The sequence below is a fragment of the Paenibacillus mendelii genome (genome assembly GCF_024498075.1).
In the GTDB taxonomy this organism is placed as follows: domain Bacteria; phylum Bacillota; class Bacilli; order Paenibacillales; family Paenibacillaceae; genus Paenibacillus_Z; species Paenibacillus_Z mendelii.
Genome location: NZ_JANHOF010000020.1, coordinates 70,788 through 85,522, shown reverse-complemented (window position 1 = coordinate 85,522; position 14,735 = coordinate 70,788). Strand labels below are relative to the sequence as shown.

Sequence of the window (14,735 nt, the reverse complement as noted above, 5' to 3'; positions counted from 1 at the left end):
ACTTGGGTCAAAATCTAAGAAAACGTAAGTATTTAAGAGAAAAGTGATTCTCCATAGAGGGAGGATAGCGTTAATATATGCAAAATTTAGAGGAAGAAAAAAGTCTTAGACTTCAGGGGAGCCTCGATATGTCAATGTTATTGATCATTATTTTTGCTACCGTAATTATTCTTCTAATTGCGAGCATAGGAAGAGGACAAAGCTCCCGGGACCGAAGATCCTGGCACACCAAAGCTTGCCAACAACGATCGGACCTCACAGAGGCTTTGATGCACATCGCTTCGTTGCCGTACCTAGATGAGCATACGACTGTCATTACGGCGGGGGTCGATGAAATCTGGCGTAGTCTGGGCCAAACACTGGACCGATCCTTCTCGCGTCCTAGTATGGCCAGATACGCGAGACTGGTTCGATCCGCCTACTGCACAACGTCTGGGCCACGCCCCCTTGCCGAGGGCTCGACGTTTCCCGGTTTTCGGGTAGTCGCAGCGGTCCCGGGACGTGAGTTGGTCCTCGAGGGGTGCCATCGTTTCTCGTCCTACGCCATGATCTTTCGCTTAGAACACGTCAGTACGGGCCGATCACGGTTACGCGCCGAAAGTCGAGCTGCCTTTCCCGGCCTGGCTGGCGGTCTTTACCGACGGACCGTCATTGGGACCGGCGGGCACGTGGTTGGTATGAAGCGCCTACTCTCAGCAATCCGTCATCGATCCGAGTAGCTCACACTTAATCTAACGGAAACGATAGCTCAATATCAACACGAGGAAACGGCAGCAGCTCAATTAGACTGCTGCCGCTTTTTCAAAATAACGGGAGGTTAGTTTTTATTACTTGATTACGCTTTATATGGTAAAATTTGTGAAATTAAAAAAAGGGAGGAAATCATGAGCTTTCATTTACCATCGGCTATTTATCTTGTGTTATCAATAATGTTTGTTGTAGCATTCATTTATGTCTTATTCCTTGTAATAAAACAGTTAAGCTTGAACTATCGGATTATAGTTTTCTTGCCTTGATTACAAAAGTTACAGGAAGCATCTTTGCTTTTTTTGCAAAATCGCTGTTATCGTCCCGAGATTGGATAATTTCATCATCAGATTGCTCAATCATTTGCTCAATGACAAATCCCGCTTTTGCCAACGCATTCACATAGGTTGATAGTTTACGGTCCGATAATGTTAGCGCACCTTCATCAAGAGATACCGAATACCAAGATTCATCGAAATAACATTTTTTAAAAGCAAGCATATTATTTTCTGCAACAACACATTTGTGTATCGGGTGAGACCAACTGAAAATAAATACACCGTCTCTTTTAAGGTAAGAAGCGATCCGGCAAAAAGTACCCTCAAGGTCGGTGGTCCAGCCTATGGCATAAATCGAATAAACAAAGTCAAAATAATCCACTGGTATGCCACATTCTTCTTCCATGGGAGAACAGATCAATTTTGCTGAAAGACCGCATGCCTTCAAATGTTGCGTTGCCTTTTCGATTTGTTTTTCTGATATATCCACAGCCCATAGTTCAGATGCTTTGCGTTCCCCCTGATATTGCAAGGATTGACCGTTTCCACAGCCGATCTCCAGCATCTTTTTCCCTGAGACATCGCCAAAAAGCTGGCATTGTTCTTCTGAGACAAATGCTCCATAAAAAGGAAGCGTGATTGCTCCTAAGAAGTCATTTCCTTTTGTATCCCAATAGAAGCTGTTTGTTTTATAAACAGAATTCTTGTCCATGTCGACCGAGATGGCGCAGCCAACCTCGCCAGCGCCTATAATGTTTGTTTTATAAACAGAATTCTTGTCCATGCCGACGCCCTCCCCAAATATAAGCTGGAACATTTCAGTAAGGATGAATATAAGAAGGAACTAGATGGAGAAGTTGAAGTTGAAGATTTGATTGTTGAACTTAACCTCAAATCAGGGGAAATATGATGAAACGGCTGCAAAGGCTCCTTTGTAACCTATCCAATCTTCCTAGCAACAATGAAATATTCTTGAGAACTTTTCTTCAAGCAATCTGATTCGACAATTGAGAAATTCCCTTCCTCAATTGTATCGACTAAATTGCGTATTTTAAATGATCTTATATTCGGCACTAAACCAACTCTACCTGCAAAGAATAATAAGTTTCTTAGAAATATCTTTTCTCCCACGCATGGTGTTGCAGAAATCAATAATCCTCCTGGTTTCAACAGTTCATTCATTCTTCGTAAAACGATAGGTTCATCTTCCAACAAATGCAGAACACGAAAGGCCAGGATGACATCAAATGAGCTTTTCTTATACCTTTCATCAAAAATGGTCGAATGAGCATAGTTTATATTTGCAATGTTCCGCTCTTTTGCCTTTTTTTTCGCAATTTCGATCATATTAAAAGATATATCAATCCCATGAATCCCTTTCACATATTCTGCAATTTCATTGAATATCAATCCAGTCCCACAGCCGTAATCCAAAACCATGTCGCTTAGTTTGAGATGCGTTTTCGTTCTTTGTAATATATTGATGTAAGTCTGTTCATCCTTCATCTCTATTTGATCATATTTACTTGCTGTTTTGTCCCAAAAACGTTCTGATTTATTCATTTCAGATACCCCTTCTTTTCTAGAGCATTCATCTTAATTGGATACAGAATCCCGTTCCGCCCGGTTGAATCCTTTCATGATTAGCCATATAGCCATAACCAATTGTTGAAAGGCTATTGGAATGTTCAACATCATGTAGGTTGCATCCAGACCGATGAAGCGAATCATAAATAATAAGCTCGCCAATATGGATAATGTAGACCCAATAAGACCCGAGACTGACAACCAACGTGGGACTAATTTTGTTTGGTAAAATATGCAGTTAAATAAGAACATAGCCCAAACAAATGCCAGTGTCGTTGCCACATGATTCACCAAATCACGTCCTTCCCGTAACAACCCGCCCAGGGTTTGAAAATACGAACCATTCAGAGCTCCAACCTTTGTAAATTCTTGGCTTACTGTCAATAGCAACAGAAGAATGATTACACCAACAATAATGAACACACCCGCAATGATGCCGAAAGCAACAGAACCAAGAGCTAAACCTTTATGATGCTTACTTAAAACCGGATACATCAAAATAGGAATACCAACATATGCAACAACCATTAACAGCTGGAAAAATGCTCCTATCAGTACCTGATTTTCATTTGTAGAAGCCTTGACTAGATAGTCTGCTCCATCAATAACAGGAACAACACTACATATTCCTGTAACCAACCCGGCTATTAATAAAATCCCAGTAATTATTGCAGACCTTCTGCCTGAATTTGTACTCTTCCTCAACATAATGAACCCCCTTATAATTCCTGCCCTTGGCGGATGTTTGCGGGACGTGCGAAATAAGAGGTCAAAAAAGTAGCGATGATGACATTTCTTCATTTAAAATGGGTATTGCCGTTAATCACTTCGGCCGTTGCAAATTTCACGGACCAGCTTTATCCGCGTTTTATGGCTTATCATCATATTGAAAGACCTCTTCGATGGACTTTCCGAAAACACGCGCGATGCGAAAAGCCAACTCCAATGAAGGTGAATAATTGCCCTTCTCGATAGCGACAATCGTTTGTCTGGTGACCCCGGCCTTATCTGCTAATTGCTGCTGGGTCATCTCGTTATGATGAAAGCGAAGATTCCGTATATGATTGCTAATCGCATCCTTTCCCATGTTAAACTCCTTTTCTATAAAAATATAATTGAGCGATACGTCCCAGTAGATCGGATAAAAAACCGAAGAAGATCAACACAAGAAACGTTAAGTAAGTTGGGAGATTCGCAACGAGCGGAACCATGGATAATATAAACCCGAGGAAAAACACATAAAGCGAAATCCGGTCTGCCTTCAATTCGATGATCTTATCAAACTCATCTTCAAAAGAAGGCTCATCTTCATTCGTGGCGATTTTATTGAAGATGACAAACCCGATATGAATGATTATCTTAGCTACAATCGACACCGGGAGCAGCACCAGAATGAAGGAACCCCAAAAACTGAAGTTGCTGGCCGAAGTGATGCTGCCTTCCTCGGCATTGTTTATTGCGTATAACGTGTAGAGGGTGAAGATGAGTATACTGCTGATGATGGAAACAAAAATTTTTTTTTCTTGATAGGACATAGTGGCCTCCCAATAATTCACAAAATGTAAACTCAACTATACATAACGTAATGAAAAGTAGACCATATGTCAAGTTTATTTTACACATAGGTTGTTCGCTAGCAAGGGCACAGTCATGTGAGGTGTGCGATCCAGAACTGCAGGCATTCTTTGGGGGCTATCCCGCATTGGTTGCAGCAGATAATAGCTTAATACACAGTTGAAATGGCAGTCGGGCTGAGCTGCTGCTTTTTTTGGTTGAAAAAAGGATATCTACACAACAACAATAATATATTCAATAAAGGAACGTTTTTATTGTAAAACGATAAATTTCGTGCTAAAGTCATATTAAATTCAATCATAAGTGAGGGGCTTTTATGGAACGAGGAACAACACTATTTTTAAAGGCAGCTGTTATTCTTATTGGAATCCCAGTTCTTGCTTTGTGCATATTTGTCGTGCCAGAGATAGCGAATTTTGCAGCAGAATTGTATCCAGATCATACTTATTTGAAATATCTCTTTTTAATCGATTTGTATGCCACGGCGATACCTTTTTACTTTGCTCTGTATCAAGCTTTTAAACTTTTAAGCTATATTGACAAGAACAAAGCTTTCTCGGAATTATCTGTACGAGTTCTAAAGAATATCAAATACTGTGCAATCATAATCAGCAGCTTGTATGTGGTAGGCATGCCACTCTTCTATCTTATAGCGGAGAAAGACGATGCTCCAGGGATCATAGTAATCGGAATGGTCATGATATTTGCCTCCATGGTGATTGCCGTTTTTGCTGCTGTTCTCCAAAAGCTTTTAAAAGAGGCTATTGATATAAAATCAGAAAATGATTTGACGGTCTGAGGTGAATAACATGGCGATTATAATCAATATTGATGTGATGTTGGCTAAAAGAAAAATGAGCGTAACCGAACTTTCGGAGAGGGTTGGAATAACAATGGCTAACCTTTCAATATTGAAAAATGGAAAGGCAAAAGCGATTCGATTATCAACTTTAGAGGCGATTTGTAAAGCTTTAGAATGTCAGCCTGGCGATATTTTAGAATATAAAAGCGACTAATAAGATAGTCAAAGGACACCTTAGAAGACGAAAACGGAGAACACGATTCGATTGGGTCCTGCCGCTAAAGTACTGGAGCCGCGGGAGATTGTAAACCGCATATGCTTTCTGGCCGAGGAGTTTCTGCAGCATTATACGGGAAGGAGATGGCAAGGTGAAAATGGGTGGCTGATGCAGGGGGAGACATTTTAGCCGTACACGGGGCAATCAGCGCTCCACGGCTTAGCTCTTACTAATAACAACGGATAATTTATAATTCACGTAGCGGGTTAACTCGATAAGAAATTTGTCGAGCTCCTCATTGGAAGGGAATCTGCATTCCATGAGGTAGCAGCCTTCTCCGCTAGTTTTGTAATTATTTATTATATAGGCGTCCTGCGTTTCCACAAAGGACAAGAAAGGCTGGTGATCGAAGCTTTTCGTGAAAATCGTAATAAAAGAATGGACCGCGAATCCGGTCTTTTTATAATTTAGACGAACGGTATAGCCTTCAATTACTTCTTCCTCCAGCTTTAATACCCGGTTGGCCGCAGCCTGACCGGTCAGATGAACCTTCTCGCCCAGCTTCTTCATCGAAATCCGGCCATCCTTGACCAGTTCTTCGAGGATACGTTTATCCGTATGATCCAGCATCCAATCACAACCTCTTTCAACATTCAAGTATTACTGCCCATATTCGTGATTTTTATTATGTAAGTGTCCTTACCTAAATGTTAACCTAAGAGGGCAAAATATGAAAGGGAGGCATGAACACCATGAAGATCAGACAAATTCGAAATGCAACGATCGTCTTGGATTACGGCGGTTTCACTTTTTTGATCGATCCGTATTTAGGGGCGAAGGGAGCCTATCCTCCCATCATGAATACGGCTAATCAAGTGAACAATCCGACAGCGGAGCTGCCGGTTTCTGTGGAAGATATCCTTCGGGCCGATACAGTCATCGTCACCCACCTGCACCCTGACCACTTCGATGCGGCGGCGATCAAGTCGCTCTCCAAAGATGCGAACATGATCGCACAGTCAGATGAAGATGCCGAGGCAATCAGGAAAGAGGGGTTTCATAACGTACAAGCATTAGATCGGATTTCCCAAATGGGAGATGTTCGTTTGACCCGGACGAGGGGCAAGCACGGTACAGGAGAAATTGGGCAATTGATGGGGAATGTTTCCGGTATTGTCTTTCATCATCCGGACGAGAAGACCTTATATATCGCAGGCGATACGATTTGGTGCTCTGATGTGGAGGAAGCCATAGACAATCATCATCCGGAAGTGATTATTGTCAATGGAGGCGCTGCACAGTTCCTGCAAGGCGATCCCATTACGATGGGCAAGGAAGACATCTATCGGACGTACATGGCAGCCCCGCAATCGACGATTATCGTATCCCATATGGAGGCGGTCAATCACTGCTTGTTGTCCAGACGAGAGTTAACGGGTTTTATTGAAGAGAAGGGCCTCACTTCGCATATCGTAGTACCCGCCGATGGCGAAACAATTATAAGCTAGCGGTTAAAATCCAGCAAGAGGGCTGCCATATGGGCAGCCCTCTTGCTTTTGAACAATATAATTAACTGCTGCTCTGTTCATCATATGGTTTCTTGTTATCTTTACCAGACTGCTCCGTATCGTCAAGAATAAAGCCTGATCGCTCATGTGCAGTGGTATCTTCATAAATTGTTTTAGGATCACCATCTGTTTCAATATCAATTTTATCGCTTGGCATTATGTTCCACCCCCTTCTAGTTAGGAGTAGCATTTCCTTTGAATTTTTATTTATCCGTTTTTTGGCATTGATGACACGCTCAAGTTGTAACTTTCATGACAGCGAAGACGTCTCATACTGAAGAGGGCACTCTCATAAGGGGGCTCGTTATGATTAATAAGTTGTCGGAAAATAATGGGGGGATGAAATGAAACGATTATTTTCATTGTTAGGTATTCTACTCCTGCTTACAGGTTGTGGTACGGAAACAAAGCAGCCAAAAGAAATGCCAAAAGAAATGCCAAAAGAAATGCCAAAAGAAATGCCACAAGCAATGCCGGCCGATTTCGATTTTACGGTTCGTTACGGTTATGGAGAGGTTAGGAAAAATGAAATTAATACCTATGAAGATACGGTTACAAAAGATTTGATTATGAAAGGGACTGCGACAGCAAGCATTACCTTTACCTTAGAAGAGATGACCCTCATTTATGACAAAATGAGAGAGATCAACATCATGGGAGAGAAAGAATTAATACCGGCCAGCAATCATTGTTCTCGCACCCCCTATACGGAAGACAGTTGGGAAATTAGTATAGATGGAGAAACAAAAGCTCTAACTTGGTCTGGGGAGAATTGCAACGTAACCAGCGACGCACAGCAGCTATTAGAATTACGAACATTCATTCATAATATTGTGAAGGGTAAGGAGGCTTACAAAGAATTACCCCAAGCAGAGGGTGGTTATGATTAACGGACAAGAATTTTGTTGAGAATAAACCAACCCCCGAGCTCATGGACGTCATCTGTTCCTTCCAGCGTACAGTGAGTATACGTCTAGCGCGCTCTGGCAAACAGCTGCTGCTAAATAATCTGGTTCAATAATATAAAGATCCGACTTAAAACCAAGTAAAAAACCGATTAAGGACTCATAGCTCTTATAGGAGTATTGGGTTCGTACGATTAGTGAACCGTCGGACTGCTGGTCCGTATCGGCCGCATCGAAGTGATCCATCGCAGGAACGATGGCCGTACCCGTAAAGCGAAGGACCAGATTAACCGTTTCCTGATCCCATGCTTTCTCCCATTGTTCATTCACCTCGGTGAGCGTCATCGAGCGGCGATTGAATGATTCCGGCAGAATAATCATATCCCTCATTCGCGTAAGTCTAAACAACCGGTAATCCTCTCGGGTCAAACAATAGCCATGCACATACCACGTATATCCTTTCAGTACCAGCATATGCGGTTCAATCGAGCGCTCCGTTACCGCTCCATGGCTGTCGGTATAGGTAAATCGGATCAGTTTCTTTTCTTGAACGGCAGCGTGTAAGGCTTCATACAATGAGAGTGATGCCGTACCGCTCTTCCAAGGTGTTAAATCAACGGCTATTTGATCGGTATCGGCTATCCGCTTATGTTCTGTCCTAGAGAGCAAGGCCCCTACCTTGTCGAGCAAACGATCCATATCATCCTTCTTCAAGGCCAGTGTTGAATGTAAGCTTTTCAATGCAGTAAATAGGGTATGAAGCTCATCGAACGATAGCAGCTGGCGATCCAAGCGAAAGCTTTCCATGATTTCAAATCCGCCATCGTTTCCTGAATAGGAAACAATCGGAATGCCAGACATGCTTAAAGTCTCCAAACCCCGGTATATCGTGCGCAATGAAACTTCCAGACGATCGGCCAGTTCTTGAGCTTGCACCCGTTTTCGATTCAGTAACAATATTGTGATCGCCATTAGACGCTCAAGCTTCACGAATATCACCTCCAGTACGTTCATAATTTCAATCAATTTCCAATGAAGCACTCCCGTGTCTTATTCTTATGTCTGGATCTTTCGGAAGAACTCTCGGACATCTTGGATAAGGAGCGCAGGTTGTTCCATGGCAAAGAAGTGGCCACCACGTTCAAACTCCGTCCAATGCACAATATGATGATCCCGTTCGGCGAATCGGCGGATCGTAACGTCATTGGAGAGGGAGAGCAGTACGCCGGTTGGAACCGTTCCGCGCTCTTTCGGTTCCCATGCGGCGTAATCGTGCTTGGCTTCATAGTAAATCTGAGCGGAGGATCCGGCAATTCCGTTGAACCAATACAAACTGACGTTCGTCAGCATGAGATCGCGGTCAATGGAATCCTCCGGCATGCCTTCCTCCGGTTCAGTCAATTCCTTGAATTTCTCGACGATCCAAGCTAGCTGACCGACAGGGGAATCATGTAGCCCGTAGGCAAGTGTTTGCGGGCGGAGCGACTGGATTTGCAGGTAACCGTCATTGAATTCCTCCATCATGGCATAGCGATTCTGATCGGCCTCGGACAAGCCTTCCATCTCGCCTTCGACACCAATCGGGAAAGTCAACAAGGAGTTAACGTGGACGCCAATGATAGGGTCGGGGTCATGTTGACCCATTGCCGGCGCAATGAACGCACCTGTGTCACCACCGTGAACACCATATCGGTCGTAGCCAAGTCTTGCCATTAGCTGAGTGAACGCGCCAGCGACGCGCTGAGTGGTCCACCCGGGAGCACTCAGCGGCATCGAGAAGCCGAAGCCGGGGATTGACGGAATGACTAAGTGAAATGCATCGGCAGGGCCCCCGCTATGGGCACGCGGATTCGTCAGCGGTTCGATGACGTCCAGGAACTCCACGATCGAACCAGGCCAGCCATGGATGAGCATTAGCGGCACAGCCCCAGCTTCCGGTGACTTCACATGCAGGAAGTGGATCGTCTGCCCGTCGATTGTGGTCGTATATTGCGGGTATTCATTGAGTCTGGCCTCGTGCTTGCGCCAGTCATAATCGTTCCGCCAGTATTCGGCCAACTCCATCAGATAATCAACCGGAACGCCGCGGCTCCAGCCTACGCCGGGCAGTTCGGCTGACCAGCGGGTTCGGGCTAAGCGTTCATGCAAATCCTCGATATCGGATTGTGGAATTGCGATGCGAAACGGTTGGATTGCAGCATCGATAGTAGGGTTAACCATAGTTGAACATCCTCCTAGTCATTGAACATGAATTTTGCACTCATGGTTGTAGTATAGAGAGCTGTACTTGACAACTGTTTGTCAACTTTGGAAGCTGTCCATAAATTAAATGAATTTATTAGCGTGTAAATGGACGAACGAATCGCAATAGTGCAAAGTAAAAAAACGCCCACTCTGAATAGGTGGGCGTTGTATCGAGAACCTCCAGTAGAAAGCGGATCAAGTCCTTAGAAAGGCCAGACGGTCATACCCTGGTCTTGACCCGCTTGGCGGGTGACCATAGCTGCTCCTCCGTTGCTCCTTCCTCAAGCAGCAGCTTGGTTAATCGATTGATATTCTTGCCGATGTTCGAAAGGCTGTGGGCGTCTGTAGCGGTTACAAGGGGGCAGCCCGTCTTGATCAAAGGACGGACGACATGCTGCAAGTAATCCTCGTTAATTGCATCATCTTTAAACATGGCCCATGCCGGTATTTCCAGCGCTGTCTGGTGATTCCGGGCGGCGTAACCTGCTTCCTCGATCCATTCCGGTTTTATGAGATTATAAAAGTTGAAATTCAATACTTTGACTACGCCCGTCCAAGGATGTCCAATTGCATCCAGCCATGGGTTGGGTATCGTATTCATCAAGTTTTGCTGGGCAAACGCCAAGATTTCAACCGGCGATTGGGACAAATCCGGACCGTCGACCCAATTCACGTGGTAATGATGGATCCCGGCCATCACGTAATCCAGAGATTTATATAACTCCGGATCGCCAGTCAAATCCCCTTCCCAATTAAGCACATCCAATTCAACACCGATCCAAACCTCAAGCTTCGTTTCTTTCAGTTGGGCTAACTGATTGCGGTTGTCTGCCAATATCGCGGGATCGATATGCGGGTGGAGATGATCGGTAATCGCAATACCTTCTAGCCCGGCAGCAATTGCTGCATCCACCATGGTCTGAACGTTATTTTCCCTTTGCGCGCAGCGGGAATGATGGGAATGCATGTGCAAATCGACGATCATGGTTATCCTCCCTCACTTAAGTCGTGTGGTGATTTGAAGTCGGTCTCAAGTACGTATCACTAAATAGCTCCGATCGCTGCCGCTTCTATGTGACTATGACTGTATTGTAAGTATAATTTTACCATCTGGAGTGAAGGTGTGGTACCGTGTTTATCTATATGGTTTAAATTTTCGTTCTATGGCAATTAAAGAACGGGTCAATCAGGTTCAGTAGAAACGTCAAAGACAAAACCGGAAACAGGCGCTATAGAAGTGGTATAATATACAACACAATAAACCATGAGCAGGCTTGAGCAAGGCCATAATTCGCACATCAGAACATTAGTGGAGGCATAATCATGAGTAAGCGTTATCGAATTACAAGAGCATTTCAGGAAAATGGCGATTCCTCATCAACAATATCACTGGAAGAGTGCATGCAGTATTTCACGACCAAGCCTGACTTTTCCTATACATCCGTGTTTACGGTGACAGGCTCAACAAGCATGTCCATTGAGGGAGATTTTTTCATGTGGAGCTGCAATGATACGAAAATTCCCTTCCGACATTATCAGGGAGATCTATATGTATCCGGTACCAATGAAGCCGTGATCCCCATCATGATTGAGGTTGCGAGTGAATTAGGGGCGGATATTGTGGAAGGGTAGTTTCAACATCGGAATGAATACATGATTAGAAAGACAGCCTGGTGATCGGCTGTCTTTCTCTTAGGACGATCGGATAACATTAGCTGGAGGTTAGTTTAATGAATGTGGTTGTTACGGAATATAACGATAATTGGAATCAAAGGTTCAGAGAAGAATCTCAAAAAATGAAAGAAATTTTTGACGATGAGTTAATTGAGATTCATCATATTGGCAGCACTTCTGTTCCGGGCTTAAAAGCCAAACCGATCATTGATATCATGCCCGTCGTAAAAGATATCGAAAAAATTGATTCGTTCAATGAACAAATGATAGAGCTCGGTTACGAATGTATGGGCGAGCTAGGGATGATAGGAAGAAGATATTTCAGAAAAGGCGGAGACAATAGAACACATCAAGTTCATGTATTTCAGGCGGATAACAAGGATGATCTTACTCGCCATTTGGCTGTGAGAGACTACCTTCGAGCCCATTCCAACGAAGCTAAGCAGTATGGAAATTTAAAAGAAGACCTTGCCAATCAATATCCGAAGGACATTGAAGCTTATATGGACGGTAAAGATAGGTTTGTAAAGGAACTGGAGAGTAAAGCACTACGTTGGTATATGAATAACTAGCCTGATTTCCTGATTATGGTAGTATAGAGTGGAGGTTTTAATAGAGAGGAGTTCTTTATGAAGAAGCCTAACATTTTGCTCATTACAAGCGACCAACAGCATTGGAATACAATTGGCGCCTTTAATGATGAAGTGCAGACGCCCGCCTTGGACCGCTTGGTACAAGAAGGAACGACCTATACGCGGGCTTATTGCCCCAACCCGACATGTACGCCTTCTCGTTCCTCGATCATAACGGGAAGATACCCCAGCCAGCATGGGGCCTGGTCTATCGGGACGAAGCTGCCGGAGAGCGAGCTTACGGTGGGCGGGATTTTGTCGGAAGCTGGCTATCACACCGCATTGGTGGGCAAGGCGCATTTTCAGCCATTGAAATCAACGGAAGAATATCCTTCTATAGAGGCCTATCCCTTGCTTCAAGATTTAGCGTTCTGGAAGAAGTTCAACGGGCCGTTCTACGGATTCAATCATGTTGAGCTTGCCCGGAATCATACGAACGAGGCTCATGTCGGACAGCATTATGCGCTGTGGCTGGAAGAGAAGGGCTGCGAGAATTGGCGAGATTATTTCCTTGCGCCTACCGGCAGTATGGACCCGCAGATCAAGTACACATGGCCGATTCCAGAGGAATTTCATTATAATACATGGATTGCCGAGCGGACGAACAGCTTGATGGAGGAATACAAACAGAGCGGAGAAAGCTTCTTCCTATGGGCAAGCTTCTTCGATCCGCATCCGGAATATTTGGCGCCTGAGCCATGGGATACGATGTATGATCCGGACAAGCTGACGATCCCGGCCGCTGTGCCTGGCGAGCATGACCGTAACCCGCCTCACTTTGCTTTAACCCAGCAGAAGGAGCCGGATTTCACGTATTTGAAGGAAACCGGGATCGGCAGTCTGGGCCTCTTCTCGCATGTTAACCTGAGTGAATATGACCGGAAGAAGCTGGTTGGCGTCTATTACGGCATGATCAGTCTGATGGATAAATACATCGGCCGTATATTGGATCAGTTGGATAAGCTTGAGCTCAACGAGGACACGCTAGTTGTTTTCACAACGGATCACGGGCATTTCTTTGGGCAGCATGGGCTGCAGGACAAGGGCGGCTTTCATTATGAGGATTTGTTGAAGCTTCCGTTTATTATTCGTTATCCCGGGAAAGTGAAGGCTGGCGCGGAGTCCTCGTCTATGCAGTCCCTAGTGGATCTGGCTCCTACCTTCCTGTCGCTGGCAGGGCTTCCGGTACCTTCGACCATGGCGGGACTGGATCAAAGTCAGGTGTGGTTAGGCAAGGAAGAGGCCGTGCGCGATCATATCATCTGTGAATTCCGCCACCAACCGACAGCCATCCATCAGAAGACGTATGTTGATTCACGATACAAGTTGACGGTTTACTATAATCAGACCTATGGCGAGCTGTTCGACCTGCAGGAAGATCCGCAGGAGATAAACAATTTGTGGAATGATCCGGCCAGCGCCTTGTTGAAAGGCGAGCTGATGCTCAAATATATTTGGGCGGAGCTGGGGAAAGAGCCATTGTGGATGCCTAGGATTGCAGGGGCTTAAATGAATTGGCTAAGACGTTTATTGACGGAAGTCGTCACTTCAAACGAGTCGAGAAGTGGAGGTAGATCCTAAGGATGAACAAGCATTATGGTTTCAATCCAGGAGAAATCGAACAAATCATTAATCGTTTCGGTCAAGATTTTTATGCGAAAGTGTTAAGGGATATTGACGCATATGCGGATAGATGGACCTTATCCTCTTTTCAATTGATTCCTTCCTATTCTGCAAACTTGGTTTTTAGATGCTGCTCTGAAACTTATGGAAGCGTCGTGCTGAAGATAGGTAATGATTCTTTCGGAGGAGTAGTGACAGAATATCATACATTGTCTGAATATAATGGCAGACGATTCTGCAGAGTCTTCCACGCTGATATAGAGAACAACGTTATACTTGAAGAGGGTGTGCAGCCGGGGACTCCTTTAAGGGATGAGAGCTCTCTTGATAAAAGACTCTCTGTCTTCTGTTCCTTATATAATGGGTTGCATATAGCGCCAGCTAAAGCAGAACGATATCCGACATACACAAAGTGGGTCAATAAGATCACAGCGTACATGAGCAAGCGGCAAGATTGTAAGGAATTATATGGGCATATGAACAAGGCAAAAGAGATATGCTCATCGGTTGCTGCGCTGTATCCTCAAGAGATGCTGCTTCATGGCGACTTTCATCATGATAATATACTGCTCGGTAACAATGGCGAATATAGGATTATCGATCCTAAGGGCGTAATAGGCGATCCTGTATTTGATGTGCCGCGCTTTATATTAAATGAATTTGACGATGAAAAAGATTCGGAAGCCTATAAGAAAATAAACGGAATCATCGACATCTTGGAAGGAAAACTTATGATTCCAAACGAGGTGCTCCGGCAGTGCCTCTATGTGGAAACGGCAATGGGAATGTGCTGGAGTGTAGAAGACGGCTCCACCCCTGAGGAATATCCGGGTCTTCTAAGAGATGTGGCTTTTGCAGAATCCATTATGAACGCATGATAGGA

Annotated in this window: 18 protein-coding genes; 8 read left to right on the top strand and 10 right to left on the bottom strand. The window is 44.4% G+C overall.

Annotated features, from left to right (window positions below):
• Nucleotides 1–996: 996 nt before the first annotated feature.
• The 5 genes from NNL21_RS31905 to NNL21_RS31885 form a co-directional block, all read right to left on the bottom strand.
• Nucleotides 997–1,809, bottom strand: a complete 813-nt coding sequence (locus NNL21_RS31905; RefSeq protein ID WP_204820722.1) for a class I SAM-dependent methyltransferase — start codon at nt 1,807–1,809, stop codon at nt 997–999.
• A gap of 155 nt (nt 1,810–1,964) precedes the next feature.
• Nucleotides 1,965–2,588, bottom strand: a complete 624-nt coding sequence (locus NNL21_RS31900; protein WP_204820723.1) for a class I SAM-dependent methyltransferase — start codon at nt 2,586–2,588, stop codon at nt 1,965–1,967.
• Between the two features lie 33 nt (nt 2,589–2,621).
• On the bottom strand, nt 2,622–3,320 hold the full coding sequence (locus NNL21_RS31895; RefSeq protein ID WP_204820724.1) for a DUF4386 domain-containing protein: 699 nt from the start codon (nt 3,318–3,320) through the stop codon (nt 2,622–2,624).
• A 160-nt stretch (nt 3,321–3,480) separates the two neighbouring features.
• Nucleotides 3,481–3,699 (bottom strand): helix-turn-helix transcriptional regulator, encoded by a 219-nt coding sequence (locus NNL21_RS31890; protein ID WP_204820725.1) that lies wholly within the window; start codon nt 3,697–3,699, stop codon nt 3,481–3,483.
• 1 nt (nt 3,700) lies between these two features.
• Nucleotides 3,701–4,147 (bottom strand): hypothetical protein, encoded by a 447-nt coding sequence (locus NNL21_RS31885; protein WP_204820726.1) that lies wholly within the window; start codon nt 4,145–4,147, stop codon nt 3,701–3,703.
• Between the two features lie 356 nt (nt 4,148–4,503).
• On the opposite strand from NNL21_RS31885, the gene NNL21_RS31880 reads away from it, so the two are divergent.
• The gene (locus NNL21_RS31880; RefSeq protein ID WP_204820727.1) at nt 4,504–4,986 is read left to right on the top strand and encodes a DUF2975 domain-containing protein; all 483 of its coding nucleotides are present in this window, start codon (nt 4,504–4,506) and stop codon (nt 4,984–4,986) included.
• A gap of 10 nt (nt 4,987–4,996) precedes the next feature.
• Nucleotides 4,997–5,203: a helix-turn-helix domain-containing protein gene (locus tag NNL21_RS31875; protein WP_204820728.1), complete on the top strand. Its 207-nt coding sequence runs from the start codon at nt 4,997–4,999 to the stop codon at nt 5,201–5,203.
• Nucleotides 5,204–5,425: 222 nt separating this feature from the next.
• On the opposite strand, the gene NNL21_RS31870 is transcribed toward NNL21_RS31875, so the two are convergent.
• Nucleotides 5,426–5,836, bottom strand: a complete 411-nt coding sequence (locus tag NNL21_RS31870) for an Lrp/AsnC family transcriptional regulator (protein ID WP_204820729.1) — start codon at nt 5,834–5,836, stop codon at nt 5,426–5,428.
• A 122-nt stretch (nt 5,837–5,958) separates the two neighbouring features.
• Here NNL21_RS31870 and NNL21_RS31865 point away from each other — a divergent pair, with 122 nt between their 5' ends.
• Nucleotides 5,959–6,714 (top strand): MBL fold metallo-hydrolase, encoded by a 756-nt coding sequence (locus tag NNL21_RS31865; RefSeq protein ID WP_204820730.1) that lies wholly within the window; start codon nt 5,959–5,961, stop codon nt 6,712–6,714.
• A 61-nt stretch (nt 6,715–6,775) separates the two neighbouring features.
• On the opposite strand, the gene NNL21_RS31860 is transcribed toward NNL21_RS31865, so the two are convergent.
• The gene (locus tag NNL21_RS31860) at nt 6,776–6,931 is read right to left on the bottom strand and encodes a hypothetical protein (RefSeq protein ID WP_204820731.1); all 156 of its coding nucleotides are present in this window, start codon (nt 6,929–6,931) and stop codon (nt 6,776–6,778) included.
• Nucleotides 6,932–7,118: 187 nt separating this feature from the next.
• On the opposite strand from NNL21_RS31860, the gene NNL21_RS31855 reads away from it, so the two are divergent.
• Nucleotides 7,119–7,664 (top strand): lipoprotein, encoded by a 546-nt coding sequence (locus tag NNL21_RS31855; RefSeq protein ID WP_204820732.1) that lies wholly within the window; start codon nt 7,119–7,121, stop codon nt 7,662–7,664.
• A 48-nt stretch (nt 7,665–7,712) separates the two neighbouring features.
• Here the strand turns inward: NNL21_RS31855 and NNL21_RS31850 are convergent, their stop codons facing one another.
• The 3 genes from NNL21_RS31850 to NNL21_RS31840 form a co-directional block, all read right to left on the bottom strand.
• On the bottom strand, nt 7,713–8,669 hold the full coding sequence (locus NNL21_RS31850) for a helix-turn-helix transcriptional regulator (protein ID WP_204820733.1): 957 nt from the start codon (nt 8,667–8,669) through the stop codon (nt 7,713–7,715).
• A gap of 66 nt (nt 8,670–8,735) precedes the next feature.
• Nucleotides 8,736–9,899, bottom strand: coding sequence for an epoxide hydrolase family protein (locus NNL21_RS31845; RefSeq protein WP_204820734.1), 1,164 nt, complete (start codon nt 9,897–9,899; stop codon nt 8,736–8,738).
• 244 nt (nt 9,900–10,143) lie between these two features.
• Nucleotides 10,144–10,908, bottom strand: a complete 765-nt coding sequence (locus tag NNL21_RS31840) for a PHP domain-containing protein (protein ID WP_204820735.1) — start codon at nt 10,906–10,908, stop codon at nt 10,144–10,146.
• 338 nt (nt 10,909–11,246) lie between these two features.
• On the opposite strand from NNL21_RS31840, the gene NNL21_RS31835 reads away from it, so the two are divergent.
• The 4 genes from NNL21_RS31835 to NNL21_RS31820 all read left to right on the top strand — a co-directional run bounded on the left by NNL21_RS31835 (nt 11,247) and on the right by NNL21_RS31820 (nt 14,730).
• A complete protein-coding gene (locus tag NNL21_RS31835; RefSeq protein ID WP_204820736.1) occupies nt 11,247–11,555 on the top strand; it encodes a hypothetical protein in 309 nt (102 codons plus the stop codon).
• 98 nt (nt 11,556–11,653) lie between these two features.
• Nucleotides 11,654–12,169, top strand: a complete 516-nt coding sequence (locus NNL21_RS31830; protein WP_204820737.1) for a GrpB family protein — start codon at nt 11,654–11,656, stop codon at nt 12,167–12,169.
• A 57-nt stretch (nt 12,170–12,226) separates the two neighbouring features.
• Nucleotides 12,227–13,738 carry a sulfatase family protein gene (locus tag NNL21_RS31825; protein ID WP_204820738.1) on the top strand — a complete coding sequence of 504 codons (1,512 nt, stop codon included), beginning with the start codon at nt 12,227–12,229 and terminating at the stop codon, nt 13,736–13,738.
• 74 nt (nt 13,739–13,812) lie between these two features.
• Entirely contained in the window at nt 13,813–14,730 is a 918-nt protein-coding gene (locus NNL21_RS31820) for an aminoglycoside phosphotransferase family protein (protein ID WP_204820739.1), read from the top strand.
• Nucleotides 14,731–14,735: the final 5 nt, after the last annotated feature.

Excerpts from the sequence above, each read along its gene's own strand:
- NNL21_RS31905 (WP_204820722.1), bottom strand. The coding sequence starts at position 1,809 with ATGGACAAGAATTCTGTTTATAAAACAAACATTATAGGCGCTGGCGAG.
- NNL21_RS31900 (WP_204820723.1), bottom strand. The coding sequence starts at position 2,588 with ATGAATAAATCAGAACGTTTTTGGGACAAAACAGCAAGTAAATATGAT.
- NNL21_RS31895 (WP_204820724.1), bottom strand. The coding sequence starts at position 3,320 with ATGTTGAGGAAGAGTACAAATTCAGGCAGAAGGTCTGCAATAATTACT.
- NNL21_RS31890 (WP_204820725.1), bottom strand. The coding sequence starts at position 3,699 with ATGGGAAAGGATGCGATTAGCAATCATATACGGAATCTTCGCTTTCAT.
- NNL21_RS31885 (WP_204820726.1), bottom strand. The coding sequence starts at position 4,147 with ATGTCCTATCAAGAAAAAAAAATTTTTGTTTCCATCATCAGCAGTATA.
- NNL21_RS31880 (WP_204820727.1), top strand. The coding sequence starts at position 4,504 with ATGGAACGAGGAACAACACTATTTTTAAAGGCAGCTGTTATTCTTATT.
- NNL21_RS31875 (WP_204820728.1), top strand. The coding sequence starts at position 4,997 with ATGGCGATTATAATCAATATTGATGTGATGTTGGCTAAAAGAAAAATG.
- NNL21_RS31870 (WP_204820729.1), bottom strand. The coding sequence starts at position 5,836 with ATGCTGGATCATACGGATAAACGTATCCTCGAAGAACTGGTCAAGGAT.
- NNL21_RS31865 (WP_204820730.1), top strand. The coding sequence starts at position 5,959 with ATGAAGATCAGACAAATTCGAAATGCAACGATCGTCTTGGATTACGGC.
- NNL21_RS31860 (WP_204820731.1), bottom strand. The coding sequence starts at position 6,931 with ATGCCAAGCGATAAAATTGATATTGAAACAGATGGTGATCCTAAAACA.
- NNL21_RS31855 (WP_204820732.1), top strand. The coding sequence starts at position 7,119 with ATGAAACGATTATTTTCATTGTTAGGTATTCTACTCCTGCTTACAGGT.
- NNL21_RS31845 (WP_204820734.1), bottom strand. The coding sequence starts at position 9,899 with ATGGTTAACCCTACTATCGATGCTGCAATCCAACCGTTTCGCATCGCA.
- NNL21_RS31840 (WP_204820735.1), bottom strand. The coding sequence starts at position 10,908 with ATGATCGTCGATTTGCACATGCATTCCCATCATTCCCGCTGCGCGCAA.
- NNL21_RS31835 (WP_204820736.1), top strand. The coding sequence starts at position 11,247 with ATGAGTAAGCGTTATCGAATTACAAGAGCATTTCAGGAAAATGGCGAT.
- NNL21_RS31830 (WP_204820737.1), top strand. The coding sequence starts at position 11,654 with ATGAATGTGGTTGTTACGGAATATAACGATAATTGGAATCAAAGGTTC.
- NNL21_RS31825 (WP_204820738.1), top strand. The coding sequence starts at position 12,227 with ATGAAGAAGCCTAACATTTTGCTCATTACAAGCGACCAACAGCATTGG.
- NNL21_RS31820 (WP_204820739.1), top strand. The coding sequence starts at position 13,813 with ATGAACAAGCATTATGGTTTCAATCCAGGAGAAATCGAACAAATCATT.